Raw genomic sequence first — 24,978 nt, 5'->3', positions numbered from 1 at the left:
GCTCACATCCCCTTGACGGCGAAGAGGCCGTTGGCGTTGCGCCAGTAACCCTTGTAGTCCATGCCGTAGCCGAAGACGTAGCGATCGACGCACGACAAGCCGGTGTAGGTGGCCTTCAGGTCCGGACTGGCCTTGCGGTCGTGGTCCTTGTCGATCAGCACCGCGGTGTGCACGGCGCGGGCGCCGGCGTGCTTGCAGAACTCGATGATGGCGCTGAGGGTGTGCCCTTCGTCGAGGATATCGTCGACGATCAGCACGTCGCGGTCGATGAACGACACTTCCGGCTTGGCCTTCCAGAACAGCTCGCCACCGCTGGTGGTGTTGCGGTAGCGGGTGGCGTGCAGGTACGAGGCTTCAAGCGGGAACTGCAGGTGGGTCAGCAGTTTGCCGGAGAAGATCAGGCCACCGTTCATCACGCAGAAGACCACCGGGTTCTTGTCGTGCAGGTCCTTGCAGATCTGTTTACCGACCTCGGCGATGGCGGCCTCGACCTCGGCTTCGTTGTACAGGCAATCAGCCTCGCGCATCACTTGACGGATATGCTCGAGATCGGCGGACATGGCGCTCTCCAGGGGGTGCGTTTTGGAAAAGCGAGCAAAGGTACGCATCCGCTCGTCCCAGATCAAGCCTTTATGGACTAACGTGCACAATGACTGCACGACATCAAGGACTGAATAGATTAATCTAGCGCGGTTTTTTTGCCCGCCTCCCGGAGCCCTCCCCCTATGCCTACTCGTGAGATCCGCCATCCGCTGATCCGCCACAAGCTCGGCCTGATGCGCCGTGCCGATATCAGCACCAAGAATTTTCGCGAACTCGCCCAGGAAGTCGGTGCACTGCTGACCTATGAAGCCACACAGGACCTGCCGCTCGAAACCTACGAGATCGACGGCTGGTGCGGCAAGGTGCAAGTCGAGAAAATCGCCGGCAAGAAGATCACCGTAGTGCCGATCCTGCGCGCCGGCATCGGCATGCTCGACGGCGTGCTCAGCCTGATCCCCGGCGCCAAGGTCAGCGCCGTGGGCGTGGCCCGCAACGAGGAAACCCTCGAGGCCCATACCTACCTCGAGAAGCTCGCGCCGGACATCAACCAGCGCCTGGCCTTGATCATCGACCCGATGCTGGCCACCGGCAACTCGATGGTCGCCACCATCGACCTGCTGAAAAAAGCCGGCTGCAAGGAAATCCGCGCCATGGTCCTGGTCGCGGCGCCCGAAGGCATCGAAGTGGTGGAAAAAGCCCACCCGGACGTGCAGATCTACACCGCCTCGATCGACCAGCGCCTCAACGAGCACGGCTACATCGTGCCGGGCCTGGGTGATGCCGGCGACAAGATCTTCGGCACCAAGCAGAAGGACGCCTGACCATGCAGGACGGCTTCAACGACCCGCTCTGGCGCCAGGTCGTTTCGGGCGCGCAGATGCTCTTCGTGGCATTCGGCGCGCTGGTGCTGATGCCGCTGATCACCGGCCTCGACCCCAACGTGGCACTGTTCACCGCCGGCATCGGCACCCTGCTGTTCCAGCTGGTCACAGGCCGTCAGGTCCCGGTGTTCCTGGCCTCGAGCTTCGCTTTCATCACCCCGATCATCCTCGCCAAGGGCCAGTTCGGCCTGGCCGAGACCATGGGCGGCGTCATGGCGGCAGGCTTCGTGTACACCTTCATGGGCCTGATGGTGAAGATCAAGGGCACCGGCTTCATCGACCGCATGCTGCCGCCGGTGGTCATCGGCCCGGTGATCATTTCCATAGGCCTGGCCATGGCGCCGATCGCCGCCAACATGGCGATGGGCAAGGGTGGTGACGGTGCTGCGCTGATGCCGTACAAGACCGCCATGCTGATCTCCATGCCGGCACTGCTGACCACGCTGATCGTGGCCGTGTTCGGCAAAGGCATCTTCCGCCTGGTACCGATCATCTCCGGCGTGCTGGTGGGCTTCGCGCTGTCGTTCGCCTTCGGCGTGGTCGACACTGCCAAGATCGCCGCGGCCCCATGGCTGGAACTGCCCAACTTCACAGCGCCAGCCTTCAACTGGCAGGCCATTCTGTTCATCGTGCCCGTAGCCCTGGCCCCGGCGATCGAACACATCGGCGGGGTGATTGCGGTGGGCAGCGTGACCGGCCGCGACTACCTGAAAAAGCCCGGCCTGCACCGCACGCTGCTTGGTGACGGCCTGGCCACCACGGCAGCCGGCCTGTTCGGCGGCCCGCCCAACACCACCTACGCCGAAGTGACCGGCGCGGTGATGCTGACCAAGAACTACAACCCGAAGATCATGACCTGGGCGGCGGTATTCGCCATCACCCTGGCCTTCATCGGCAAGTTCGGCGCATTGCTGCAGAGCATTCCGGTGCCGGTGATGGGCGGCATTCTCTGCCTGTTGTTCGGTTCGATCGCCGCAGTGGGCATGAACACCATGATCCGCCACAAGATCGACCTGGCCGAGGCCCGCAACCTGGTGATCGTGTCGGTGACCCTGGTGTTCGGTATCGGCGGCGTGCTGATCGGCAGCGGTGACGGCCCGGACGATTGGGGCCTGAAGGGCATCGCCCTGTGCGCCGTGGTGGCCATTGCCCTGAACCTGATCCTGCCGGGCAATGATGGCTGGAAGAACAAGAAACTGGATGATCAGTTGCCTTGAATGACCAAGTAGTTGCACCCATGTGAGAGCGGGTTTGTCCCGCGATGGCTAAGCCCAGGCCATCGCCTTCGCGGGGCAAGCCCGCTCCCACGCAGCATCACGGATTCCCGCTCAGGCCTTCTCGCACAGTCCCGCCAGCACTCTCACCCACTCTGGGTGATCGTTAAGGCACGGCACCAACACTAGCTCCTTGCCGCCGGCCTCGATGAACTGCTCACTGCCGCGCATGCCGATCTCTTCCAGCGTCTCGATGCAATCGGCGACAAACGCCGGGCACATCACCAGCAACTTCTTCACCCCCGCCTTGCCTAGCTCGTCAAGACGCGTTTCGGTATACGGCTCGATCCACTTGGCTCGGCCCAGACGCGACTGGAACGACACCGACCACTTGCCCTCGGGGATGCCCATCTTCTCGGCGAACGCCCTGGCCGTGGCCAGGCACTGGCCGCGATAGCACACCGCGCGCATCTCGGCGCTGGCGTCCTTGCAGCAGTCGGCCGCCTGGAAGTCATGGTTGCCGGTGGGGTCGAGCTTTTTCAGGTGCCGTTCGGGCAGGCCATGGAAGCTCAGCAACAGGTGATCGTAGTCCTGCTCCAGGTACGGGCGGGCGCTGGCAGCTAATGCCTCGATATAGTCGGGATGCTCGTAGAACGGCTGGAGCACGCGGGTCTGCAAGGGCAGCCGGCGCTCGGCGATGGTCTGCTTGGCCAGCTCCACCACCGTAGTCACGGTACTGTCGGCGAACTGTGGATAAAGCGGTGCCAACGTCACCTTGCGCACACCTTGCGTGGCCAGGCGCTCGAGCACGTCAGGCAGTGCTGGCTCGCCATAGCGCATGGCGATCTCCACCGGGCCATGGGGCCAATGCTCGAGCATCGCCTGGCGCAGGCGGCGGGTCAGCACCACCAGGGGCGAACCTTCATCCCACCAGATCGAGCCGTAAGCATGGGCCGACTGCTCCGGCCGCTTGATCAGGATCAGCGACACCAGCAACCGCCGCACCGGCCAGGGCAGATCGATCACATAGGGGTCCATCAGAAACTGGTTGAGGTAACGGCGCACGTCGGCTACCGAGGTGGAAGCCGGCGAACCCAGGTTGACCAGCAGCAGGGCATGATCAGTCATGCAGCGTCCTATGTCAGAGGCGGCTGGACAGGTTGTCCAGGGCCGATTGCAGATCGTTGAAACGGAACGTGAAGCCCGCCGCCAACAGGCGTACAGGGCGGGCACGCTGGCCACCGAGCAGTAGCGTCGACAGCTCGCCGAGCACGGCCTTGAGCAGCAGCGCCGGCGTCGGCATGAACGCCGGACGATGCAAGGTGCGCCCCAGGCGCTTGGCGAACTCGCGATTGCGCACCGGCTCCGGCGCGCAGGCATTATAGGGACCGCTGGCCTCCTTGTGCTGCATGAGAAAATCAATCAGGGCGATTTGATCATCGATATGCACCCAGGGCATCCACTGCCGGCCATCGCCCAGAGGCCCGCCCAGGCCCAGTTTGTAGGGCAGTCGCAGGCGCGACAAAAAGCCGCCATCGGCCGCCAGCACCAGGCCAGTTCGCACCAGCACCACGCGGATCCCCAATGCCTGTGCACGCAGGGCGGTCTCCTCCCAGGCGATGCACAGCTGGCTGGCGAAGTCCTCCTTCACCGGGGCCGAGGTCTCCGTGAGTTCGCGCTCACCGCCGTCGCCGTACCAACCCACCGCAGAGCCGGAAATCAGCACCGACGGCCGCTGCTCACGGCTATCCAGCCAGGCCAGCAACTGTTCGGTAAGGGTCACCCGACTGGCCCAGAGCAGGGTCCGGCGCGCCGCAGTCCAGGGGCGATCGGCGATCGGCGCGCCGGCCAGGTTGATGACTGCATCCACTGGGTCGTCCTTGGCGATATCGTCCAGCCGCGCAACACCACGCACTCCAGTGCCACAGATTTTCGCCACCTGTTCAGGCCTGCGGCTCCAGACAGTCAGCCGATGCCCCTGGCCCCGCCACAGTTGGCACAGGTGTTGGCCGATAAGGCCGGTACCGCCGGTCAGCAATATATGCATGGCTGTGTCCTCACACTTGGCGGCCGTGGTCTATTTTTAAGATCAAGGCACTTTTTTGACTGATCGCTCTCGGATAAACATAGGCCACCTGCCTATCGAGCGGAATAACCTTATACAAACATTGTGCATTGTACAGGTTTGCCTGGCAGCGTACGCTGCGTGAAGCTAGGTTCGAAGAGGCCATCATGACAGTACCCATCGCCATCATCGGAGCCGGTATCGCCGGCCTGTCCGCAGCCCAGGCCCTGCAGAAGGCCGGGCAGACCGTCCACTTGTTCGACAAGGGCCATGGCAGCGGCGGCCGCATGGCCAGCAAGCGCAGCGATGCCGGGGCCCTCGACCTTGGTGCACAATACTTCACTGCCCGTGACCGGCGCTTCGTCGAGCAGGTCCAGCACTGGGTCGCTTCGGGCTGGGCCGCGCAGTGGAAACCGCAACTGTACAACTACCGAGATGGCGAACTGACGCCCTCCCCGGACGAACAGGTCCGCTGGGTCGGCGTGCCGCGCATGAGCGCCATCACCCGCGGCTTGCTCAAGGATGTCACGGTCAACTTCGGCTGCCGCATCGCCGAAGTGTTCCGCGGTAAGCAGTACTGGCATTTGCAGGACACCGAAGGCTGCAGCCATGGACCGTTCAGCCGAGTGGTGATCGCTGTGCCGGCCCCCCAGGCCACACCGCTGCTGGCCGCCGCACCGAAACTCGCGGCGGTCGCCGCAGGCGTGCAGATGGAACCCACCTGGGCCATCGCCCTGGGCTTCGAGACACCACTCGACACGCCGATGCAGGGCTGCTTCGTACAGGCCAACCCGCTCGACTGGCTGGCTCGTAACCGTAGCAAGCCAGGCCGGGACGCACACCTCGATACCTGGGTACTGCACGCCACGTCCGACTGGAGCAAACAGCACATCGACCTGGCCAAGGAAGAGGTGATTGAACAACTGTGGGGTGCATTCGCCGAAATGCTCAGCTGCTCGGTGCCCGCGCCTACCTTTGCCCTCGCCCACCGCTGGCTGTACGCCCGCCCCGCGGTCAACCACGAGTGGGGCACGCTGGCCGATGCCGACCTGGGTTTGTATGCCTGTGGCGACTGGTGCCTGTCCGGGCGCGTCGAAGGTGCCTGGCTCAGCGGCCAGGAAGCCGCCAGGCGACTGCTGGAGCACCTCGAATAGTCGCGCTGAAAACTTATACAAAAATTTCGCTTGTATAAGTTTTCATCTGTGCTGAAATTAACTTGTACAAATTTTTCAGCCTGTACAAGTATTTCGGAGACCGCGATGAACGCTCCCCTTTCCAGCCGCAAGCCACGCTTGGCCATCAGTGCCTGCCTGACTGGCCTGAATGTGCGCTACAACGCTGGCCATAAAGCCTCCAGCCTGTGTCTGGACCTGCTCGATGAACATTTCGACTGGGTACCGTTGTGCCCTGAAGTCGCCATCGGCCTGGGAACCCCGCGCGAGCCGATTCGTCTGGTCGGTGATCCCGAACATCCGGTGGTCACCGGCACGCTCAACAGCACCACCGACTTCACCGGCCCGCTACGCGAATACGGCGAGCAAATGGCCGAGCAGATCGACGACATCTGCGGCTACATTTTCATGCAGAAATCGCCGTCTTGCGGGCTTGAACGAGTGAAGGTCTATCAGGATGAAGGCCGTCCTGCGCAGCGGGCTGGACGGGGGGTGTACGCTGCGGCGTTCTGTGCCCGGCGCCCGGATCTGCCGGTCGAGGAAGAGGGGCGTCTGCACGATCCGGTACTGCGGGAGAACTTCATTGCCCGGGTCTACACTTACGCCGACTGGCAATCACAACTGCGTCAGGGCCTGAGCCGAGGCGCGCTGACTCGCTTTCATGCGCGCTACAAGTACCTGCTCATGGCCCACAACCCACAGGCCTATCGCAGCCTCGGCCGCCTGCTTGGCAGCTTGAACCGTGACGATGATCCCGCGCACATCGGTAGCCAATACTTCAGCCAGCTGATGCAGGCGCTGCGTCGCTGCGCCAGCCGCGGCACCCACGGTAACGTGCTGCAGCACCTGAGCGGCTATCTGCGCAATGACCTGGATCGAGCCGACAAGGCTGAACTGCAACAGCTCATCGGCCAATACCAGAAAGGCGTGGTGCCACTGGTCGTGCCGTTGACCCTGCTCAAGCACCACTTGCGCAACCATCCCGATCCCTACCTCATGCAGCAGGCGTACCTGCAACCCCATCCGGAAAACCTTGGATTACGCAATGCCATCTGACGAACTGCTGCCCATCGGCGAGGTAGCGCGACTCACCGGCGTCAATCCGGTCACCTTGCGCGCGTGGGAGCGTCGCTACGGCCTTATCAAGCCCCAGCGCACTCCCAAGGGCCATCGCCTCTATTCCCAAGACCAGGTGCAAAGGGTCCAGGCCGCGTTGTGCTGGTTGGAGCGCGGCGCCGCAATCAGCCAGGTGCGCGAGCTGCTGGACGGCTCAACGAACACTCCGCCAACCCTCCAGGGCGAATGGGGTGAACGTATCGAGCAAATGATCACGGCAACTACACGCCTGGCCCAGCGCCCCTTGGACCAACTACTGAACCAGATGATGGCCCTCTACCCTGCCGTGACCGTCTGTGAACGCCTGCTCTTGCCGCTACTAGAGGCACTCACATCGCGCTGGCAAACCCATTTCGACGCCCGTCTCGAGCAGGTCTTTTTCCATACCTGGCTGCGCAGCAAGCTGGGCGCCCGTGTTTATCACGATGGCCAATCACTAACCGGCCCCTGCATACTGCTCGCCCGCACCGACGATACCCCCTTTGACACGGAGTTCTGGCTCTGCGCCTGGCTGCTGAGCAGCAATGGCCATCACCTGGAGATTCTCGAGTGGTCCGTCGAGCCTCGCCAGCTGCGCCTGGCCGTGGATCGACTGCGACCGCATACGCTGCTGCTGCATCTCGGGCGGCGTCCAGACCTGACCGCATTGGGGCGAGCACTTCGGGAAACCAACGTGAAGAAACTCCTGGGCGGTAGCACGGTCACTCTTCATGAAGCTGAGCTTCGTGCCCTGCCGCTGACCGACCTGTATCTGTTCGACAGCCCGCAAGCCGCCTTGCGCCGCTTCCAGCAACCCTGACCAATCGTGGACCCGTTCTCCATGCAACTGATCTGGCTACGCAGTGACCTGCGTATCGACGACAACACCGCCCTGGCGGCAGCCTGCCAGCGCGGCCCGACCATGGCCCTCTGGATCGCCAGCCCCGGGCAATGGCTGGCCCATGACGACGCGCCCTGCAAGGTCGACTTTTGGCTGCGCAACCTGCGGCTGCTGCGCCAGTCGCTGGAGGCGCTGAACATTCCACTGCTGGTTCGCCAGGTCTCCACTTGGGCGGATACGCCTCGATGCGTGCTCGAAGTCTGCCGCCAGCACGGCATCGAAGCCGTGCACTGGAATGACGAGTACGGTATCAACGAGGCGCAACGCGACGAGGCCACGCGTGAGTCATTGCAGCGAGCAGGGGTCGAGGCCACCGGCCATCTCGACCAGTTGTTGTTCCAGCCCGGAACTGTGCTGACCCGTAGTGGGCAGTATTTCCAGGTATTCAGCCAGTTCAAACGGGTCTGCCTCGAACACCTGCACCGTGCCCTGCCGCCCCTAGCCCCAACGGTACAGCGTCAAGAGGCCTTGGGGATCCGTAGTGACGCCATTCCCGAGCACATTGAAGGCTTCGAGAGTCCTACCCAAACCTTGCGCGATTGCTGGCCTGCGGGTGAGAAGGAAGCTCGCCAGCGGTTGCAGCGCTTCATCGACGAAATCGTCGAAGACTACGCGCAATTGCGCGACCTGCCCGCCAAGGCCGGAACCAGCCAGCTTTCGCCCTATCTCGCTGCGGGCGTGATCTCGCCACGCCAGTGCCTGCACGCGGTCCTGGCGAGCAACCGAGGCGAGTTCGACAGCGGCAGCGCGGGCGCTCAGACATGGGTCAACGAGCTGCTGTGGCGTGAGTTCTACAAGCACACACTGGTGGGTTACCCCCGCGTCTCGCGGCATCGCGCCTTTCGCCTCCACACCGAGGGATTGGCTTGGCGCGATGCGCCCGCCGATCTGCAAGCCTGGAAGGAGGGCCGCACGGGCTTTCCTATCGTCGATGCTGCCATGCGCCAGTTACTGGACACCGGTTGGATGCACAACCGCTTACGCATGATTGTCGCGATGTTCCTCAGCAAGAACCTGTTGATCGACTGGCGGCATGGCGAACGGCATTTCATGCGGCATCTGATAGACGGCGACTTAGCCGCCAATAATGGCGGGTGGCAATGGAGCGCATCGACCGGCACCGACGCCGTGCCGTATTTCCGGATATTCAACCCTGTTACTCAGTCACAACGCTTCGACCCCAATGGCGCGTTCATTCGTCGCTGGCTGCCCGAACTGCAAGCCAGGGACGACAAATCGATTCACTACCCAGTGATATCTGCCGATCTATTTGGTACAAATCTTTACGCCAACCCGATAGTCGATCTCGAAAGTAGTCGCCAACGCGCATTGGAAGCTTTCAAAAGCTTGTCCAGCTGGCAGGATCAGGGGCATAAACCATGACACGTCGATTCTGGATTACAGGAGCCGGCCACGGACTCGGCCTGGCCTTGGTGGAAGAGTTGCTCGCACAGGGACACACGGTGACCGCCAGTGGCAAGGATAGCCAGGAACTCCATACCCTGGGCCAAGGTTACGGCACACGCTTGTTGCGCCTTTCCGGCCCCTTGCAGGACGCCAGCCATCAGCTTCGAGCCCAATCGGATGCGCTGGATGCATTGATCATCAATGCTGGGACCTGCGATTACCTGCCAGACAGTCTGGCGGATAAAGATCTATTCGAGCAGATCGCCAGCAGCAACCTGCAAGCTACTCACCAGTGCCTGGCCGCGGCGCTGCCCTTGCTGGCCAAAGGCAAGAAGCCTCAGGTCATGGCCATCCTCAGCCGCTATTCGGCCCTGCAACTGTTCGAGCCGAACCAGCCGCTCACTGGCGGCAACAGCCTGCCGACCTGGTTGAATGAGCAGCGCGCCACCTTGCAAACGCTGGGTATCGATCTGACCGTCGTGGCGCCGCAGTTGCTGAAAAGCCCTGTGACCTCGGCACAGGCTGTACCTGAACCCTGGTCGGCGCAAAGTGCTGCGCAAGAGTTGCTGTCGCGCCTGGAGCAGCGCCAACCCCAGCTGGTGCTGGAAGTGCTCAAGCCCAGCGAACTGTGGCCACTGCCAGAGAACAGCTGACAGCGTGATTCAAGGCACGAAGCGCTGCACGCTGCCGGGCTGGTTCCACAGCAGCGGCAGCACCTGCTCCAAGCTGCCTGGCTCGCTACTGCTCCAGAACGCCGTCGCCTGCGCCGGTCCGTCGCTGAGGAGTTCACGAGCGCCCAGCAAGCGCTGCAGTTGTCGCGCCACGGCAGCACCGGTGTCAATGATCGCCACATCCGCCGGCACCATTTCCGCCAGCATGGGCCGCAAAAACGGATAGTGGGTGCAGCCCAGGATCAGCGTATCGCATCCAGCCGCCAGCAAAGGTTTCACGTAGCCCGACAACAATTGGCGCAACTGCTCGCTGACCAGGTCACCCGCCTCGATGCGCTCGACCAAACCCGGGCACGGCTGGGTAATCACTTGCACGTCATTGGCGAAGCGATCAAGCAAAGCGGCGAACTTGGCACTCTGCAGGGTGCCGGTGGTTGCCAGCACACCGACAACGCCGGAACGGGTCGCTGCCGCCGCCGGCTTGACCGCCGGCTCCATCCCCACCAACGGCCAGTCCGGGTACAGCTCACGCAGGTCGGCCACTGCCGCCACTGTGGCGGTGTTGCATGCCAACACCATGGCTTTGGCGCCTTGCTCGCGGAAGAATTCGGCAATGTGACGCAGGCGCCGACGGATGTAGTCCGGGGATTTTTCGCCATACGGCACATGGCCGCTGTCGGCGACATACAGCAACGACTCGCTGGGCAGCAGGCGCTGGATTTCGGCTAGTACCGACAAGCCGCCAACACCGGAGTCCATCACGCCAATAGGCGCCAAACGCTCAGCCATGACGGCTGGCGCACACGGCGCAGGCTGGGTCGCGCTTGACCCGCAGCTCGCGCATGCGCGTACTCAATGCATCAATCAGCAACAGGCGCCCCACCAATGGCTCGCCAAACCCTGCCAGCAACTTCAAGGCCTCCAGCGCCTGCAGGCTGCCGACCAAACCTACCAAAGGGCCAATCACCCCGGCCTCGCTGCAAGTCAGTTCGGCCTCGCTGCCATGACCATACAGGCAGTGGTAGCAAGGACTGGTGTCGCGACGGGTGTCGAACACCGACAACTGGCCCTCGAGGCGGATCGCCGCGCCGCTGACCAGCGGTTTGCCAGCGGCGACGCAGGCGGCGTTGACCGCCTCGCGGGTGCCGAAGTTGTCGGAGCAGTCCAGCACCACGTCCACCGCCGCCACGGCGACGGCCAGCGAATCCTCGTCCAGCGCCTGGCGATGGGTAACCAGGCTGACTTGCGGGTTGATCGCCTGCAACCTCCTGATCGCCGAATCGACCTTGCTCATGCCGACGCTGTCGCTGTCGTGGATCACCTGTCGCTGCAGGTTGGTCAAGTCGACGGTGTCGAAGTCGGCCAGATGTAGCTCACCGACACCCGCCGCCGCGAGGTACAGCGCCACCGGCGAGCCTAGCCCGCCCAGGCCGATGACCAGGGCCTTGCTGTGTTTCAGACGCAACTGACCGTCGATATCCACCTGCGACAACAAGATCTGCCGGCTGTAGCGCAAAAGCTCCTGGTCGCTCAACATGGCAGACGTCCCAGGCTGATGCGTTCATGGCCACCCAGGTCGACCCGGCTGACCACCTCGGTGAAGCCGCCGCTCACCAGCAATGCACGTACCGCGGCGGATTGATCATACCCATGCTCGAGCAGCAGCCAGCCACCAGGCAATAGGTGCCCTGGCGCCTGGGCCACGATCACGCGCAGATCGTCCAATCCGTCTTCACCGGCCACCAGTGCGCTACTGGGCTCGAAACGCACGTCACCGGCCACCAGATGCGGATCGGCGGCGCGGATATAGGGCGGGTTGCTGAGGATCAGGTCAAAGCGCTCACCGGCGAGGGCGTCGAACCAGTGGCTGACAAGCACCTGGACATTGCCCAGACCCAGGCGCTGGCGGTTGCGCTCGGCCAGGGCCACGGCCTCGTCGATACGGTCCACCGCCATCACCTGCCAACCAGGACACTCGCTGGCCAGGGCCAGGGCGATGGCCCCAGTACCGGTGCCCAGGTCGAGCACCCGGGCGGGCTTGGGCGAAACCAGCTCCAGGGCGGTCTCCACCAGCAGCTCGGTGTCCGGACGCGGGATCAGCGTGTGCGGTGCCACTTCCAGGTCCAACTTCCAGAACCCCTGCTGGCCGAGGATATAGGCCACCGGTTCACCGGCGCGACGGCGCTCGAGGTAGCCGGCGAAGGCGGCTGCCGCCTCGCTGCTGACGATGCGCTCGGGCCAGGTGTGCAGGTAGCTGCGCGACTTGCCCAGGGCCGCAGCCAGGAGCAACTCGGCGTCCAGCCGTTCGGTCGGTGAGTCCGGCAACTGTGCGTTGCGCAACAAGCTGGCGATGATGGTCATTTCAGTCCCCCAGGGCAGCCAGCTGATCGGCCTGGTATTCGGCCAGCAACGGTTCGATCACCGCGTCCACACCGCCGGCGAGAATATCATCGAGCGAATAAAGGGTGAGGTTGATGCGATGGTCGGTAACCCGTCCCTGTGGGTAATTGTAGGTGCGGATGCGCTCGGAGCGATCGCCCGAGCCGACCAGCAGCTTGCGCTCGCTGGCGATGGCGTTCTGCGCGGCGCTGGTCTGCATGTCGTTGAGCTTGGCCGACAGCCAGGACATGGCGCGGGCACGGTTCTTGTGCTGCGAACGTTCTTCCTGGCACTCGACCACAATGCCGGTGGGCAAGTGGGTGATACGGATCGCCGAATCGGTCTTGTTGACGTGCTGGCCGCCGGCACCGGATGCGCGGTAGGTGTCCACGCGCAGGTCGGCCGGGTTGATCTCGATCGCCACCTGCTCGTCGGGCTCGGGCAACACCGCCACGGTGCAGGCGGAGGTATGGATACGGCCTTGCGACTCGGTTTCCGGCACACGCTGCACACGGTGCGCGCCGGACTCGAACTTCAGCTTGCCGTAGACGCTATCCCCTTCGACCCGGGCGATGATTTCCTTGTAGCCACCGTGCTCGCCTTCGTTCTCGGAGAGGATCTCCAGGCGCCAGCCGCGCTTCTCGGCATAGCGCGAGTACATGCGGAACAGGTCGCCGGAGAAGATCGCCGCCTCGTCGCCACCGGTGCCGGCACGGATTTCCAGGAACACGTTGCGCCCGTCGTTGGGGTCCTTGGGCAGCAGCATGCGCTGCAGCTGCGACTCCAGGCCCACCAACAGCTCCTTGGCTTCACGCACTTCCTCCACCGCCATCTCGCGCAGATCGGGATCGGCGTCCTTGAGCAGCGCCTGGGCGCCTTCAAGGTCGTCCTGGACCTTGCGCCATTCTTTATAGGCCCCGATGACCGGTTCCACTTCGGCATATTCACGGGAATAGGCGCGAAAGCGCGTCTGGTCGGAAATGACTTCGGCATCACCGAGCAGCGCGGTGAGTTCCTCGAAGCGGTCCTGGAGCGTGTCCAGTTTGTTCAGCAGCGACGCTTTCATTGCGGGGATTTGTCCGTCGAGCCCTCGTCGAGGGCGAAGAGTTCCTGGGCCATGGCCAGCGCATCGAGGCGGCCTTCGGCGGAGAGCTTTTTCAGTTGTACGCTGGGTGCATGCAATAGCTTGTTGGTCAGACCCCGGGCCAGTTGCATGAGCACGTCCTCGGGGTTGCCGCCGTTGGCCAGCAGGCGCTGGGCCTTTTGCAGTTCCTCGTCGCGTAGGCGCTCGCTCTGTTGGCGATAGGCCTTGAGCACGTCCACCGCCGCCAGCTCACGCAGGCGCACCATGAAATCATCCGCGCCGGCCGAGACCAGCTCCTCGGCGGCCTGGGCGGCGCCCTGACGACTTTTGAGGTTTTCCGCGACCACTTCATGCAGGTCATCGACGGTATAGAGGTAGACGTCGTCCAGCTCGCCGACCTGCGGCTCGATGTCTCGCGGCACGGCGATGTCGACCATGAAGATCGGCTTGTGCCGGCGCTGTTTCAGCGCACTCTCCACCGCGCCCTTGCCCAGGATCGGCAATTGGCTGGCGGTGGAACTGATGACGATGTCGCTATTGGCCAGCTCCTGCGGGATGTCCGCCAGCAGCACCGCATGGGCACCGAACTGCTCGGCGAGGATACTGGCGCGCTCCAGGGTACGGTTGGCCACGACGATACGGCGCACGCCCTGCTCGTGCAGATGGCGGGCGACCAGGGTGATGGTCTCGCCGGCGCCAATCAGCAGCGCCTGGCTGCGGCCCAGGTCGGAGAAGATCTGTTTGGCCAGGCTCACTGCGGCAAACGCCACCGACACCGGGTTCTCGCCGATGGCGGTATCGGTGCGCACCTGCTTGGCGGCGCTGAAGGTGGCCTGGAACAGGCGCCCAAGCAACGGGCCGACGGTGCCGGCCTCGCGCGCCACGGCGTAGGCCGACTTCATCTGGCCGAGGATCTGCGGCTCACCGAGCACCAGCGAATCGAGGCCGGAGGCCACGCGCATCATATGCCGGACCGCGTCGTGCTCCTCGTGGACATAGGCACTGGCGCGCAGCTCGTCGAGGCTCAGCTGGTGATAGTCGGCCAGCCATTGCAGCACGGCATCGGCGGCAAGGTGGTCCTGTTCTATATAGAGTTCGCTACGGTTGCAGGTCGACAGGATCGCCGCTTCGCGGCTGGCGGTCAGTCGGCACAGCTGCTGCAGGGCATCGACCAGCTGCTCGGGCGTAAACGCCACGCGCTCGCGTACGTCTACCGAGGCAGTCTTATGGTTGATACCAAGGGCAAGAAAGGCCATGCAAGATCGCTGGTTGGGACGTGAAGCCGATAATTGTCCTACTTCGCAGGTTTTAGAACAACCACCGTTCGCTATTGTGCTAATGCGGCCAGGCTATCGGCTGTCCTGCCACCTCTATCTGCCTTTGGCTTTGGCTTTGGCTTTGGCTTTGGCTTTGGCTTTTTAGAGCGTGTGTATTGAAAGCTGTATGCGCATTCATTCGCTGCGGCGACTCACAGTCACCTTTCCGCCCTTACGGCGGGTTACTTTGGACGGCCAAAGTAACCAAAGCCGCCCGGCTCCATTCATCCGGCCCCTACGCTTCGCTCCGGGGTCCCCTCACTCCGGCCTTGCTCCCGGGAGGTCCGCGCTGAACGCCCCATCCTGGGGCGCAGCGCTTGACGGGCATCCATGCCCGTCACCTCCCTCCGCAAGACCTGCGTTCGGCCTCCTGAAGTCGCAATTGGCATTGCCTGAACTACCGCGCGCTTAGAAGCAAAAGCAAAAACAAAAACAAGGGCAAGGGGCAAGGGCAAGGGCAAGGGCAAGGGCAAGGGCAGGATGCCGTGGAGTGGTTGCGAACCACCGCTCCGGCTCATTGTCCCTATACTCCGAAGCACCGCTTCACACCACGACCTTCGCAGGTGGGTTTGCCATCGCGCTTGTGTCATCATGCTCCGACCGCCGGTTTAGCCTCTTTATAAGCCTCTATGAACAAATCCTACGCATTGCTGCTTGCCCTCGCCCTGCTTCAAGGCTGCCAGAGCCTGGCCCCGAAGACGGACGTCCAGACGCCCGCCGCCGACGCCGGCAAGAGCGCGGAAAAGCCCGTGGTGTACGGATCGTTCAAGCAGGACACCCTGTACAGCCTGCTGGTGGCGGAGCTGGCCGGCCAGCGCAACCGCTTCGACATCGCCCTGGCCAACTACGTCGACCAGGCCGAGAAGACCCAGGACCCGGCCGTCTCCGAACGCGCCTATCGTATCGCCGAGTACCTGGGCGCCGACGAACCGGCCCTGGACACCGCGCTGATCTGGGCCCGCAACGACCCGCAGAATCTCGACGCCCAGCGCGCCGCCGCCATCCAGCTAGCCCGTGCCGGACGCTACGACGACTCCATGACCTATATGGAAAAGGTGCTGCAAGGCCAGGGCGACACCCACTTCGACTTCCTCGCCCTGTCGGCCGCCGAGACCGACCAGCACACCCGCGACGGTTTGATGCAAAGCTTCGACCGCCTGCTGGTGAAATACCCCGACAACGGTCAGCTGGTATTCGGCAAGGCCCTGCTTCTCAACCAAGACGACAAGCCACAACAGGCCCTCGACCTGCTCGAGACCCACCCACCGCAGAATGGCGAGATTGCACCGATGTTGCTGCGCGCCCGCCTGTTGCAAGCCCTGGACCGCGGCCCCGAGGCCCTGCCACTGCTGCGTAGGGCGATTCGCGACAACCCTGAAGACAAGCGTCTGCGCCTGACCTACGCGCGCACCTTGGTCGAGCAGGACCGCATCAATGACGCCAAGGCCGAATTCGAGAGCCTGCTGCAGCAGTATCCGGAAGATGATGAGATCCGCTACTCGCTTGCCCTGGTATGCCTGGAAACCAAGCACTGGGACGAAGCCGAAGGCTACCTGCAGGAGCTTGTCGAACGGGACGCCAATGTCGACGCCGCCCACCTCAACCTCGGCCGCATCCGCGAAGAACGCAGCCAACCCGCCGCTGCCCTGCGCGAGTACGCCCTGGTCGGGCCCGGCCCAGACTACCTGCCGGCGCAACTGCGACAGGCCGATATCCTCATTGCCAACGGACGTAGCGCCGAAGCCTCGAAGCTGCTCGGCGAAGCCCGTGAGGCACAGCCGGACTACGCTATCCAACTGTACCTGATCGAAGCAGAAAGCCTGGGTAACAACGGCAAGGAGGCCCAGGCATCTCAAGTGCTGGAGCAGGCGATCAAACGTTACCCGGATGACCTCAACCTGCTCTATACCCGCGCCATGCTCGCAGAGAAGCACAACGACCTGGCACAGATGGAAAAAGACCTGCGCACCATCATCGCCCGCGAGCCGGAAAACGCCATGGCTCTCAACGCCCTGGGCTACACCCTGGCCGACCGCACCACCCGCTACGGCGAAGCCAAGGCGCTGATCGACAAAGCCCACCAGCTCACCCCGGACGACCCGGCCGTGCTCGACAGCCTGGGCTGGATCGCCTATCGCACGGGCAACCTCGAGGAAGCCGAGCGCCAGCTGCGCCTGGCCTTCGAACGCTTCCCCGATCATGAAGTCGCCGCCCACCTGGGCGAAGTCCTCTGGGCCAACGGCAAGCGCCGCGAAGCCCGCCAAGTCTGGGCCAAGGGCTTCGAAGCCCAGGCCGACAGCCCCATCCTGCGCAAGACCCTGTTGCGCCTGACCGGATCCGAGAGCCTGTAAACCATGCTTCTGCGTCATTGCATCACCTTCACCCTCATCGCCCTGCTCGCCGGCTGCGCTGGCTTCGGCAGCAAGGAAGCCGTACAGGGCCAGGGCAACCCGCAGCTGTGGCGCGAGCACAAGCAGCAGCTGGGCAGCCTCGACGGCTGGCAGATCAACGGCAAGGTCGGCATCCGCGCCCCGCGTGATTCGGGCAGCGGCACGCTGTTCTGGCTGCAACGCCAGGACTACTACGACATCCGCCTGGCCGGCCCCCTGGGCCGCGGCGCGGCACGCCTGACCGGGCGCCCCGGCGGCGTGGTGCTGGAAGTCGCCAACCAGGGCCGCTACGAGGCGGCCAACCCCGAGGCCCTGCTGGAAGAGCAACTGGGCTGGCGCCTGCCGGTGTCGCACCTGGTCTGGTGGGTGCGCGGACTGCCCGCCCCGGACAGCAAGAGCCAGCTGACCCTTGACGGCGACAGCCGCCTGGCCAGCCTCGCCCAGGACGGCTGGAAGGTCGAATACCTGAGCTATGTGGAGCAGAACGGCTACTGGCTGCCCGAGCGCCTGAAGCTGCACGGCGAGAACATCGACGTAACCCTGGTGGTCAAGGACTGGCAGCCACGCCAGCTGGGGCACTGATTCGATGCAAAAGCTGACACTGCCTGCGCCGGCCAAGCTCAACCTGTGGCTGCACATCACCGGGCGCCGCGCCGATGGTTATCACGAGCTGGAAACCGTGTTCCAGTTTCTCGAGCATGGCGACGAACTGAGCTTCGCCCTGCGCGAAGATGGCCAGATCTGCCTGCGCACGGAAATTGACGGCGTGCCCCACGACAGCAACCTGATCGTTCGCGCGGCGCGGATGCTGCAGACCCAGTCCGGTACCCAGCTCGGCGCCGACATCTGGCTAAACAAGGTACTGCCCATGGGAGGCGGTATCGGAGGCGGCAGCTCTGACGCGGCGACCACCCTGCTGGCACTTGCGCACTTGTGGCAACTGGACTGGGACGAAGACCGCCTGGCGACCCTGGGCCTTTCGCTCGGCGCCGATGTGCCGGTGTTCGTCCGTGGCCATGCTGCCTTTGCCCAGGGTGTCGGCGAGCAACTTACCCCGGTCGACCCCGCCGAACCCTGGTATGTCGTACTGGTACCGCAAGTGTCTGTCAGCACAGCGGAAATTTTTTCGCATCCAGAGTTGACACGTGATTCCCTCCCCCTTAAGATGCGCCCCGTTCCCGAGGGAAACAGTCGAAATGACTGCCAACCGGTGGTAGAGCAAGGTTACCCTGAAGTTCGCAATGCGTTGATTTCACTGGGTAAATTTACCGAAGCTCGAATGACCGGCACTGGAAGCTGTGTGTTTGGGGCCTTCCCAAGCAAAGCCGAAGCTGATAAAGTTCTGGCCCTTCTTTCAGAGACCCAAACAGGGTTTGTGGCGAAAGGAAGCAATGTTTCGATGTTGCATCGCAAGCTGCAAAGTCTGATCAAGAAGTCGAGTTCATAAGAATTCGCAGCAACAGATACAGGGGCGTCGCCAAGCGGTAAGGCAGCAGGTTTTGATCCTGCCATGCGTTGGTTCGAATCCAGCCGCCCCTGCCATTTCTTATACTCATCCAGGTTACCCTCAGCCTTCAGGTACTGCGCGTGTCCAAGATGATGGTCTTCACGGGGAATGCTAACCCCGATCTGGCTCGGCGTGTCGTACGTCAGCTGCATATTCCACTGGGTGATGTTTCTGTCGGTAAGTTCTCCGACGGCGAAATCAGTGCTGAAATCAACGAAAATGTCCGCGGTAAAGACGTCTTCATCATTCAGCCCACCTGTGCCCCAACCAACGACAATCTGATGGAACTGGTAGTGATGGCCGACGCCTTCCGCCGCTCCTCAGCGTCGCGAATCACCGCCGTGATTCCTTACTTCGGATACGCCCGCCAGGACCGCCGTCCGCGTTCGGCACGTGTAGCCATCAGCGCCAAAGTCGTCGCTGACATGCTCACTGTCGTAGGTATCGACCGTGTACTCACCGTCGACCTGCACGCTGACCAAATCCAGGGTTTCTTCGATATCCCCGTCGACAACATCTACGGCTCGCCCGTACTGGTCGACGACATCGAAGACCAGCGTTTCGAGAACCTGATGATCGTTTCCCCAGACATCGGTGGCGTGGTGCGTGCTCGCGCCGTCGCCAAGTCCCTGGGCGTCGATCTCGGGATCATCGACAAGCGCCGCGAAAAGGCTAACCACTCCGAGGTTATGCACATCATCGGCGACGTCGAAGGACGCACCTGCATCCTGGTAGACGACATGGTCGACACCGCCGGCACCCTGTGCCACGCGGCCAAGGCCCTGAAAGAACACGGTGCTGCCAAGGTTTACGCCTACTGCACGCACCCTGTCCTGTCGGGCCGCGCGATCGAGAACATCGAGAAGTCGGTACTGGACGAGCTGGTGGTGACCAACACCGTTCCGCTGTCCGCCGCGGCTCAAGCCTGTGACCGTATCCGCCAGCTGGATATCGCACCGGTTGTCGCTGAAGCGGTACGCCGCATCAGCAACGAAGAATCGATCAGCGCGATGTTCCGCTAAGCGGAACACGTGTTGATATGAAGCGCCCCGCCCCAGCTTTCGTTGGGGCGGGGCTTTTTTGCCATCCCCGTTGGCGCTGGTCGCAAACGCCCTCGGGGGGCTATTTTGGAGAAGCAAAATGACTGATTTCATCCTGAACGCCCAAGCGCGTACTGACCTGGGGAAAGGTGCGAGCCGCCGCCTGCGTCACTCCGCCAACATCCCTGCCGTTGTCTACGGTGGCGATAAAGAAGCCCAGTCCCTGACCATCGTGGCCAAGGAAATCGCCAAGCTGTTCGAAAACGAAGCTGCCTTCAGCCACGTTATCGAACTGAACGTCGATGGCGCCAAGCAGAACGTCGTGGTCAAGGCCATGCAGCGTCACCCGGCCAAAGGCTTCATCATGCACGCCGACTTCGTTCGCGTCGTTGCTGGCCAGAAGCTGACCGCCAAGGTTCCGGTTCACTTCGTCGGCGAAGAAGCCCCGATCAAGAAAGGCGGCGAGATCTCCCACGTCGTTTCCGAGATCGAAGTTTCCTGCGAAGCCAAAGACCTGCCTGAGTTCATCGAAGTCGACCTGTCCAAGGCCGAAGTCGGCACCATCATCCACCTGTCGGACCTGAAAGCTCCGAAAGGCGTAGAGTTCGTCGCTCTGGCCCACGGTGATGACAAAGCTGTTGCCAACGTCCACGCCCCGCGCGTTGCCGCTGAAGCTGCTGAAGGCGCTGCCGAGTAATCCACTCGCACGCCGGCGTTGATCGGGTTACAGTGCCGCGCGCACCGTAACCCACCAACTCCAAGGAAGAGCCCCTGACGTGACCGCCATCCAGTTGATCGTCGGCCTGGGTAACCCCGGCCCCGAATACGAACAGACCCGGCATAACGCAGGGGCTCTTTTCGTTGAACGCCTCGCCAGCGCCCAGCGCGTCTCGCTGTCCGCTGACAAAAAGTATTTCGGCCTGACGGCTAAGTTCAGCCATCAAGGCAACGATGTTCGTTTGCTGATCCCCACCACCTACATGAACCGCAGCGGCCAGTCCGTGGCGGCTCTGGCGAATTTCTTCCGCATCAAGCCGGAAGCTATCCTGGTGGCGCACGACGAACTCGACCTGCCCCCCGGCGTCGCCAAGCTCAAGAGAGGCGGCGGCCATGGTGGGCACAACGGCCTGCGCGACATCATCGCGCAGCTCGGCAACCAGAACGACTTCCACCGCCTGCGGCTTGGCATCGGCCACCCGGGTGACGCCAAACTGGTCTCCAACTTCGTCCTGGGCCGCGCGCCGCGCGCCGAGCAGGAGAAGCTCGACGCCAGCATCGATTTTGCCCTCGGCGTGATGCCCGACGTGCTTGCCGGCGACTTCGCCAAGGCGATGCGCGAACTGCACAGCCAGAAGGCCTGACACTTTTAGATAGGGGAATACCCATGGGTTTCAATTGCGGCATCGTCGGCCTGCCCAACGTCGGCAAGTCCACCCTGTTCAACGCCCTGACCAAGTCCGGCATCGCGGCGGAGAACTTCCCCTTCTGCACCATCGAGCCGAACAGCGGCATCGTGCCGATGCCCGACGCACGCCTGGCCGCGCTGGCCGAGATCGTCAAGCCGAACCGCATCCTGCCGACCACCATGGAGTTCGTCGACATCGCCGGCCTGGTCGCTGGCGCCTCGAAAGGTGAAGGCCTGGGCAACAAGTTCCTCGCCAACATCCGCGAAACCGACGCCATCGCCCACGTGGTGCGCTGCTTCGAAGACGAGAACGTGATCCACGTTTCCAACAGCGTCGACCCCAAGCGCGACATCGAGATCATCGACCTCGAACTGATCTTCGCCGACCTCGACAGCTGCGAGAAGCAACTACAGAAGGTCGCCCGCAACGCCAAGGGCGGCGACAAGGATGCCCTGGCACAGAAGGCCATCCTGGAAAAACTGATCCCGCACTTCACCGAAGGCAAGCCAGCACGCAGCCTGATGAAGAACATGGCTGACGACGAAAAAGCCGTCATCCGCGGTTTCCACCTGCTGACCAGCAAGCCGGTGATGTACATCGCCAACGTTGCCGAAGATGGCTTCGACAACAACCCGCACCTGGACGTGGTCAAGGCCATCGCCGAGGAAGAAGGCGCGGTGGTCGTACCGGTGTGCAACAAGATCGAAGCCGAGATCGCCGAGCTCGACGACGGTGAGGAGAAGGACATGTTCCTCGAGGCCCTGGGCCTGGAAGAGCCTGGCCTGAACCGCGTGATCCGCGCCGGCTACGAGCTGCTCAACCTGCAGACCTACTTCACTGCCGGCGTGCAGGAAGTGCGTGCCTGGACCGTGCGCGTGGGCGCCACCGCGCCACAGGCGGCCGGCGTTATCCACACCGACTTCGAAAAAGGCTTCATCCGCGCCGAAGTGGTGGCCTATGACGACTTCATCCAGTTCAAGGGTGAGAGCGGTGCAAAAGAAGCCGGCAAATGGCGCCTTGAAGGCAAGGACTACATCGTCAAGGACGGCGACGTGATGCACTTCCGCTTCAACGTCTAAGCACAGCCCGGCGCCCTCCCATCGCGGGGCAAGCCCGCTCCCCACGTAATCTGTACTGGACGCGTGGGAGCAGGCTTGCCCCGCGATGCATTTGTGCCGGGAAAAGTTGAGCAGTTGCGTAACTGATTGCCAGCAGAGTTGCATTTAACGTCGCTCGGCACCGGTCCAGGCTAGTCGCCTTTCCGTGAACAGGCATGCTTCCATGACGCAAACAACCCAACGTCCCAAAGCCGTACCCACCGTTCAGGTGAACACCGAAGAAGTGATCGTCACCGAATGGCGCTTCGCCCCAGGTGCCGAGACTGGCCGGCACCTGCACGGCCATGACTACGTGGTGGTGCCGATGACCGATGGCACGTTGTTGCTGGAGACCCCGGAAGGCGAGAAGCTCGCCCCTCTGGAGGCGGGCCAGAGCTACTTTCGCAAGGCCGGTGTGGAGCACAACGTGGTCAATGCCAGCGATCACGAAGTGGTGTTCATCGAAACCGAGCTGAAGTGATGAACAAGCGCGCGCCTGCCCAGGTTGCGCGTGTACCCCAGCGGCCCTACACTCCCCCTGCTTGAACCGGGATAACCGAAGCACTGCCTCGAAACCCGATGGACCTGACCCTTGCCGGTCAACCGTCGGGACAAATGGGTCCGGACCTTGGCCGGCCTGTTTATCGGAGGCAACACAATGAGCCCGCGTATCTGGCTGCTGGCCCTGGCGACGTTCGTCACGGGCATGGCAGAAAACATCACGGTCGGCATCCTGCCGGCCCTGGCCGATGGCCTGCAAGTCCCGCTCGGTATTGCCGGGCAGCTGACCACGGTGTTCTCCCTGAGCTTCGCCCTCGCCGCGCCCTTCTCTCCCCTGCTGACCACACGCCTGCCCTTGCGCCGCCTGCTGTGCGCCACCCTGGCGATCTTTGCCCTGTGCAACCTTGCAGCAGCCCTGGCGCCTGGCTATACCGCGTTGCTGGTGGCGCGCATAGGCATGGCCGCGACCAGCGCCCTGACCTGCCTGACCTGCACTCTGATGGCCACGCGCATGGTGCCCGAGGCCCAGCGTGGCCGCGCCATCGGGGTGATCTTCATGGGCATCTGCAGCTCACTGGTGCTGGGGGTGCCGGCTGGGATGCTGCTGTGCGACGTGCTGGGCTGGCGTGGCGTCTTCACCGGGCTGAGCGTGCTGGCAATGGCGGTACTGCTGATGGCCTGGCAAGGGTTGCCGCAGCTGCAGAGCAGCGAACGCATCGCCCTGCGCAGCTATGTCCGCCATCTGCGCGACAGCCACCTGATGGCAGCCCAGGGCGTGTCGTTGCTGATGATTGCCGGGCACTTCACGGTCTTCGCCTACCTGGCCCCCTATGCCCACCAGGTCGCCGACATTCCGCTGCAATGGCTGGCGGCAGTGTTCGCCGCCTTCGGCATCGCCGGTGTTTCGGGCGGCTATGTCGGCGGCTGGATGGCGGACCGACTCGGCGCAGGCCGCTCCATCGCGCTGGCGCCGCTGCTCTATCTCGCCAGCTTGCTGGTACTGCCCTTGAGCGTGGGCACGCCATGGTGGTTCCTGGCGACCATGATGCTCTGGGGTGGGCTGAGCTGGACCACCTCACCGGTGGTGCAGAGCTACCTGGCGACCCGTGGCCCGGATACCTTCCCGGCTGGCATGAGCCTGAACATGTCGGCCATGCACCTCGGTGTCGGGCTGGGTTCGGCCATCGGCGGCGTGGTGATCACCGGGGCGACGCTGGCGGCCACCCCCTGGGCCGGCGCCGCGCTGACCGCCTTGGCGGCGGGCCTGGCATTCTGGTCGGCCCGCCCTCCTGCCGAGCCAGTTTTCAGCAAGCGCGAACCGGCGTAGCGGTCTGCTGCTCCTGCTCGAAGGCGTCGGCCAGGTAGTCGATCAGCTTGCGCACCGCGGGCATCAACCCGCGCCGGGAAGGGAACAGCGCCACCACCTCCCCTTCCCGTGGAGCCCAATCGTCGAGGACATGCACCAGCCGCCCGTCAGCCAGGTCGGCACGCACCGCCTCCTCGGGCAACAGCACCGCGCCCACACCGGCCAGGGCGGCCTCGCGCAGTACCGTGAGGTCGTCCGACACCACACGAGGGCGATGGCGCACGGCAGCCTCGGCGCCCGCAGGCCCGATCAGCATCCAGGTGGCGTCCTGCACATTGGCGCCCCAGTTCAGGCTCGGCAGGACCTGGAGCCCTTCCGGTGACACGGGCCGCCCGTGTTCGGCCAGCAGGCCCGGCGCAACCACCAGGCACTGACGGCTCGGGGCCAGGCGACGCATCACCAGCTCGCTGCTTTCCAGTGGCTGGTGCTGCACGCTCAGCACCAGGTCAAAGCCCTCGCCGATCACATCCACCCGGCGGTTGTAGCTCTTGACCAACAACTCGACCACCGGGCATTGCGCCATGAAGCGCGCCAGCATCGGCGCCAGACGCGAGTCGAGCAGCGCGGTGCTGCTGGCCAGGCGCACGATGCCACGGGGCTCGGCGCGGTTGCGCTCGACGGCATCCTCGGCGGCGACGGCCTGCTCGAGCATGCCCAGGCAATGGCGGTAATACTCCAGGCCCACCTCGGTAACCTGGAACTGCCGCGTGGAGCGCTGGATCAGGCGCACGCCCAGGCGCTCCTCGAGCTTGGCCACGCGCCGGCTGAGGCGTGACTTGGGCAGGCCAAGGATGCGCCCGGCGGGCGCGAAGCCGCCGTGCTCCACCACCTTGGCATAGAGATAAAGGTCGTTCAGGTCGAACATCGGCAACACTCGTCCACGGCTCACCGCTGCATCATCCGCCATTCTACAGGGATCGTCACAGGGGCCGTGGGCGTCACC

The 24,978-nt window shown here is 63.5% G+C and carries 25 protein-coding genes and 1 tRNA gene; 17 read left to right on the top strand and 9 right to left on the bottom strand.

Annotated features, from left to right (window positions below):
- Positions 1 to 2: 2 nt before the first annotated feature.
- Positions 3 to 560 carry a hypoxanthine-guanine phosphoribosyltransferase gene (locus LU688_RS03745; RefSeq protein WP_023630749.1) on the bottom strand — a complete coding sequence of 186 codons (558 nt, stop codon included), beginning with the start codon at positions 558 to 560 and terminating at the stop codon, positions 3 to 5.
- A 165-nt stretch (positions 561 to 725) separates the two neighbouring features.
- On the opposite strand from LU688_RS03745, the gene upp reads away from it, so the two are divergent.
- Complete coding sequence (gene upp, locus LU688_RS03740) at positions 726 to 1,364, top strand: uracil phosphoribosyltransferase (protein WP_023630748.1); 639 nt, start codon at positions 726 to 728, stop codon at positions 1,362 to 1,364.
- 2 nt (positions 1,365 to 1,366) lie between these two features.
- A complete protein-coding gene (locus tag LU688_RS03735; protein WP_038707351.1) occupies positions 1,367 to 2,641 on the top strand; it encodes a uracil-xanthine permease family protein in 1,275 nt (424 codons plus the stop codon).
- A gap of 111 nt (positions 2,642 to 2,752) precedes the next feature.
- Here the strand turns inward: LU688_RS03735 and hemH are convergent, their stop codons facing one another.
- Together hemH and LU688_RS03725 are read right to left on the bottom strand one after the other, a co-directional pair.
- Positions 2,753 to 3,766: a ferrochelatase gene (gene hemH, locus LU688_RS03730; RefSeq protein WP_023630158.1), complete on the bottom strand. Its 1,014-nt coding sequence runs from the start codon at positions 3,764 to 3,766 to the stop codon at positions 2,753 to 2,755.
- Positions 3,767 to 3,779: 13 nt separating this feature from the next.
- Complete coding sequence (locus tag LU688_RS03725) at positions 3,780 to 4,685, bottom strand: TIGR01777 family oxidoreductase (RefSeq protein WP_094010292.1); 906 nt, start codon at positions 4,683 to 4,685, stop codon at positions 3,780 to 3,782.
- A 185-nt stretch (positions 4,686 to 4,870) separates the two neighbouring features.
- On the opposite strand from LU688_RS03725, the gene LU688_RS03720 reads away from it, so the two are divergent.
- The 5 genes from LU688_RS03720 (at position 4,871) to LU688_RS03700 (ending at position 9,931) form a co-directional block, all read left to right on the top strand.
- Complete coding sequence (locus LU688_RS03720) at positions 4,871 to 5,857, top strand: NAD(P)/FAD-dependent oxidoreductase (RefSeq protein ID WP_023630156.1); 987 nt, start codon at positions 4,871 to 4,873, stop codon at positions 5,855 to 5,857.
- 105 nt (positions 5,858 to 5,962) lie between these two features.
- A complete protein-coding gene (locus LU688_RS03715) occupies positions 5,963 to 6,931 on the top strand; it encodes a YbgA family protein (protein WP_023630155.1) in 969 nt (322 codons plus the stop codon).
- Entirely contained in the window at positions 6,921 to 7,790 is an 870-nt protein-coding gene (locus LU688_RS03710; RefSeq protein ID WP_094010294.1) for a MerR family transcriptional regulator, read from the top strand. The genes LU688_RS03715 and LU688_RS03710 overlap by 11 nt, the downstream gene beginning before the upstream one ends.
- Positions 7,791 to 7,811: 21 nt before the next feature.
- The gene (gene phrB, locus LU688_RS03705) at positions 7,812 to 9,254 is read left to right on the top strand and encodes a deoxyribodipyrimidine photo-lyase (RefSeq protein WP_160291178.1); all 1,443 of its coding nucleotides are present in this window, start codon (positions 7,812 to 7,814) and stop codon (positions 9,252 to 9,254) included.
- On the top strand, positions 9,251 to 9,931 hold the full coding sequence (locus LU688_RS03700) for an SDR family NAD(P)-dependent oxidoreductase (protein ID WP_094010296.1): 681 nt from the start codon (positions 9,251 to 9,253) through the stop codon (positions 9,929 to 9,931). The genes phrB and LU688_RS03700 overlap by 4 nt, the downstream gene beginning before the upstream one ends.
- A 9-nt stretch (positions 9,932 to 9,940) precedes the next feature.
- Here the strand turns inward: LU688_RS03700 and murI are convergent, their stop codons facing one another.
- The 5 genes from murI to hemA are packed head-to-tail and all read right to left on the bottom strand — an operon-like array spanning position 9,941 to position 14,668.
- Positions 9,941 to 10,738, bottom strand: coding sequence for a glutamate racemase (murI, locus tag LU688_RS03695; RefSeq protein ID WP_094010297.1), 798 nt, complete (start codon positions 10,736 to 10,738; stop codon positions 9,941 to 9,943).
- On the bottom strand, positions 10,731 to 11,486 hold the full coding sequence (locus LU688_RS03690; RefSeq protein ID WP_094010298.1) for a molybdopterin-synthase adenylyltransferase MoeB: 756 nt from the start codon (positions 11,484 to 11,486) through the stop codon (positions 10,731 to 10,733). The genes murI and LU688_RS03690 overlap by 8 nt, the downstream gene beginning before the upstream one ends.
- Positions 11,480 to 12,310: a peptide chain release factor N(5)-glutamine methyltransferase gene (gene prmC, locus LU688_RS03685; RefSeq protein ID WP_038707350.1), complete on the bottom strand. Its 831-nt coding sequence runs from the start codon at positions 12,308 to 12,310 to the stop codon at positions 11,480 to 11,482. The genes LU688_RS03690 and prmC overlap by 7 nt, the downstream gene beginning before the upstream one ends.
- 1 nt (position 12,311) lies before the next feature.
- Entirely contained in the window at positions 12,312 to 13,394 is a 1,083-nt protein-coding gene (gene prfA, locus LU688_RS03680) for a peptide chain release factor 1 (protein WP_023632111.1), read from the bottom strand.
- Positions 13,391 to 14,668, bottom strand: a complete 1,278-nt coding sequence (gene hemA, locus LU688_RS03675) for a glutamyl-tRNA reductase (protein WP_038707349.1) — start codon at positions 14,666 to 14,668, stop codon at positions 13,391 to 13,393. Before hemA ends, prfA begins: the two co-directional genes overlap by 4 nt.
- A gap of 689 nt (positions 14,669 to 15,357) precedes the next feature.
- On the opposite strand from hemA, the gene LU688_RS03670 reads away from it, so the two are divergent.
- From LU688_RS03670 to LU688_RS03625, 10 genes are all read left to right on the top strand, one after another.
- Positions 15,358 to 17,079 (top strand): tetratricopeptide repeat protein, encoded by a 1,722-nt coding sequence (locus LU688_RS03670; RefSeq protein WP_160290870.1) that lies wholly within the window; start codon positions 15,358 to 15,360, stop codon positions 17,077 to 17,079.
- Positions 17,080 to 17,082: 3 nt separating this feature from the next.
- Positions 17,083 to 17,700, top strand: coding sequence for a lipoprotein insertase outer membrane protein LolB (gene lolB / locus LU688_RS03665; protein WP_094010299.1), 618 nt, complete (start codon positions 17,083 to 17,085; stop codon positions 17,698 to 17,700).
- Between the two features lie 4 nt (positions 17,701 to 17,704).
- The gene (ispE, locus tag LU688_RS03660) at positions 17,705 to 18,565 is read left to right on the top strand and encodes a 4-(cytidine 5'-diphospho)-2-C-methyl-D-erythritol kinase (protein WP_094010300.1); all 861 of its coding nucleotides are present in this window, start codon (positions 17,705 to 17,707) and stop codon (positions 18,563 to 18,565) included.
- Between the two features lie 20 nt (positions 18,566 to 18,585).
- Positions 18,586 to 18,660: transfer RNA gene (locus tag LU688_RS03655), tRNA-Gln, on the top strand.
- Between the two features lie 45 nt (positions 18,661 to 18,705).
- Positions 18,706 to 19,647: a ribose-phosphate pyrophosphokinase gene (locus tag LU688_RS03650; protein WP_016391678.1), complete on the top strand. Its 942-nt coding sequence runs from the start codon at positions 18,706 to 18,708 to the stop codon at positions 19,645 to 19,647.
- 118 nt (positions 19,648 to 19,765) lie between these two features.
- Entirely contained in the window at positions 19,766 to 20,362 is a 597-nt protein-coding gene (locus LU688_RS03645; protein WP_011532196.1) for a 50S ribosomal protein L25/general stress protein Ctc, read from the top strand.
- A 79-nt stretch (positions 20,363 to 20,441) separates the two neighbouring features.
- A complete protein-coding gene (pth, locus tag LU688_RS03640; protein WP_023629555.1) occupies positions 20,442 to 21,026 on the top strand; it encodes an aminoacyl-tRNA hydrolase in 585 nt (194 codons plus the stop codon).
- 23 nt (positions 21,027 to 21,049) lie between these two features.
- Complete coding sequence (gene ychF, locus LU688_RS03635; protein ID WP_023629554.1) at positions 21,050 to 22,150, top strand: redox-regulated ATPase YchF; 1,101 nt, start codon at positions 21,050 to 21,052, stop codon at positions 22,148 to 22,150.
- Positions 22,151 to 22,352: 202 nt separating this feature from the next.
- Entirely contained in the window at positions 22,353 to 22,649 is a 297-nt protein-coding gene (locus tag LU688_RS03630) for a cupin domain-containing protein (protein WP_023629553.1), read from the top strand.
- A 177-nt stretch (positions 22,650 to 22,826) separates the two neighbouring features.
- Positions 22,827 to 23,996 (top strand): MFS transporter, encoded by a 1,170-nt coding sequence (locus tag LU688_RS03625; protein WP_160290871.1) that lies wholly within the window; start codon positions 22,827 to 22,829, stop codon positions 23,994 to 23,996.
- On the opposite strand, the gene LU688_RS03620 is transcribed toward LU688_RS03625, so the two are convergent.
- Positions 23,974 to 24,900, bottom strand: a complete 927-nt coding sequence (locus tag LU688_RS03620; RefSeq protein WP_094010302.1) for a LysR substrate-binding domain-containing protein — start codon at positions 24,898 to 24,900, stop codon at positions 23,974 to 23,976. The two genes, LU688_RS03625 and LU688_RS03620, sit on opposite strands and share 23 nt — an antisense overlap.
- Positions 24,901 to 24,978: the final 78 nt, after the last annotated feature.

The organism is Pseudomonas soli (assembly GCF_021283165.2).
GTDB lineage: Bacteria > Pseudomonadota > Gammaproteobacteria > Pseudomonadales > Pseudomonadaceae > Aquipseudomonas > Aquipseudomonas soli.
This window is presented reverse-complemented; position numbering and strand designations above follow the sequence as displayed.

What these genes read in the sequence shown, in the direction of transcription:
- LU688_RS03745 (WP_023630749.1), bottom strand. Translation starts at nt 560, where the DNA reads ATGTCCGCCGATCTCGAGCATATCCGTCAAGTGATGCGCGAGGCTGAT.
- upp (WP_023630748.1), top strand. Translation starts at nt 726, where the DNA reads ATGCCTACTCGTGAGATCCGCCATCCGCTGATCCGCCACAAGCTCGGC.
- LU688_RS03735 (WP_038707351.1), top strand. Translation starts at nt 1,367, where the DNA reads ATGCAGGACGGCTTCAACGACCCGCTCTGGCGCCAGGTCGTTTCGGGC.
- hemH (WP_023630158.1), bottom strand. Translation starts at nt 3,766, where the DNA reads ATGACTGATCATGCCCTGCTGCTGGTCAACCTGGGTTCGCCGGCTTCC.
- LU688_RS03725 (WP_094010292.1), bottom strand. Translation starts at nt 4,685, where the DNA reads ATGCATATATTGCTGACCGGCGGTACCGGCCTTATCGGCCAACACCTG.
- LU688_RS03720 (WP_023630156.1), top strand. Translation starts at nt 4,871, where the DNA reads ATGACAGTACCCATCGCCATCATCGGAGCCGGTATCGCCGGCCTGTCC.
- LU688_RS03715 (WP_023630155.1), top strand. Translation starts at nt 5,963, where the DNA reads ATGAACGCTCCCCTTTCCAGCCGCAAGCCACGCTTGGCCATCAGTGCC.
- LU688_RS03710 (WP_094010294.1), top strand. Translation starts at nt 6,921, where the DNA reads ATGCCATCTGACGAACTGCTGCCCATCGGCGAGGTAGCGCGACTCACC.
- phrB (WP_160291178.1), top strand. Translation starts at nt 7,812, where the DNA reads ATGCAACTGATCTGGCTACGCAGTGACCTGCGTATCGACGACAACACC.
- LU688_RS03700 (WP_094010296.1), top strand. Translation starts at nt 9,251, where the DNA reads ATGACACGTCGATTCTGGATTACAGGAGCCGGCCACGGACTCGGCCTG.
- murI (WP_094010297.1), bottom strand. Translation starts at nt 10,738, where the DNA reads ATGGCTGAGCGTTTGGCGCCTATTGGCGTGATGGACTCCGGTGTTGGC.
- LU688_RS03690 (WP_094010298.1), bottom strand. Translation starts at nt 11,486, where the DNA reads ATGTTGAGCGACCAGGAGCTTTTGCGCTACAGCCGGCAGATCTTGTTG.
- prmC (WP_038707350.1), bottom strand. Translation starts at nt 12,310, where the DNA reads ATGACCATCATCGCCAGCTTGTTGCGCAACGCACAGTTGCCGGACTCA.
- prfA (WP_023632111.1), bottom strand. Translation starts at nt 13,394, where the DNA reads ATGAAAGCGTCGCTGCTGAACAAACTGGACACGCTCCAGGACCGCTTC.
- hemA (WP_038707349.1), bottom strand. Translation starts at nt 14,668, where the DNA reads ATGGCCTTTCTTGCCCTTGGTATCAACCATAAGACTGCCTCGGTAGAC.
- LU688_RS03670 (WP_160290870.1), top strand. Translation starts at nt 15,358, where the DNA reads ATGAACAAATCCTACGCATTGCTGCTTGCCCTCGCCCTGCTTCAAGGC.
- lolB (WP_094010299.1), top strand. Translation starts at nt 17,083, where the DNA reads ATGCTTCTGCGTCATTGCATCACCTTCACCCTCATCGCCCTGCTCGCC.
- ispE (WP_094010300.1), top strand. Translation starts at nt 17,705, where the DNA reads ATGCAAAAGCTGACACTGCCTGCGCCGGCCAAGCTCAACCTGTGGCTG.
- LU688_RS03645 (WP_011532196.1), top strand. Translation starts at nt 19,766, where the DNA reads ATGACTGATTTCATCCTGAACGCCCAAGCGCGTACTGACCTGGGGAAA.
- ychF (WP_023629554.1), top strand. Translation starts at nt 21,050, where the DNA reads ATGGGTTTCAATTGCGGCATCGTCGGCCTGCCCAACGTCGGCAAGTCC.
- LU688_RS03630 (WP_023629553.1), top strand. Translation starts at nt 22,353, where the DNA reads ATGACGCAAACAACCCAACGTCCCAAAGCCGTACCCACCGTTCAGGTG.
- LU688_RS03625 (WP_160290871.1), top strand. Translation starts at nt 22,827, where the DNA reads ATGAGCCCGCGTATCTGGCTGCTGGCCCTGGCGACGTTCGTCACGGGC.
- LU688_RS03620 (WP_094010302.1), bottom strand. Translation starts at nt 24,900, where the DNA reads ATGTTCGACCTGAACGACCTTTATCTCTATGCCAAGGTGGTGGAGCAC.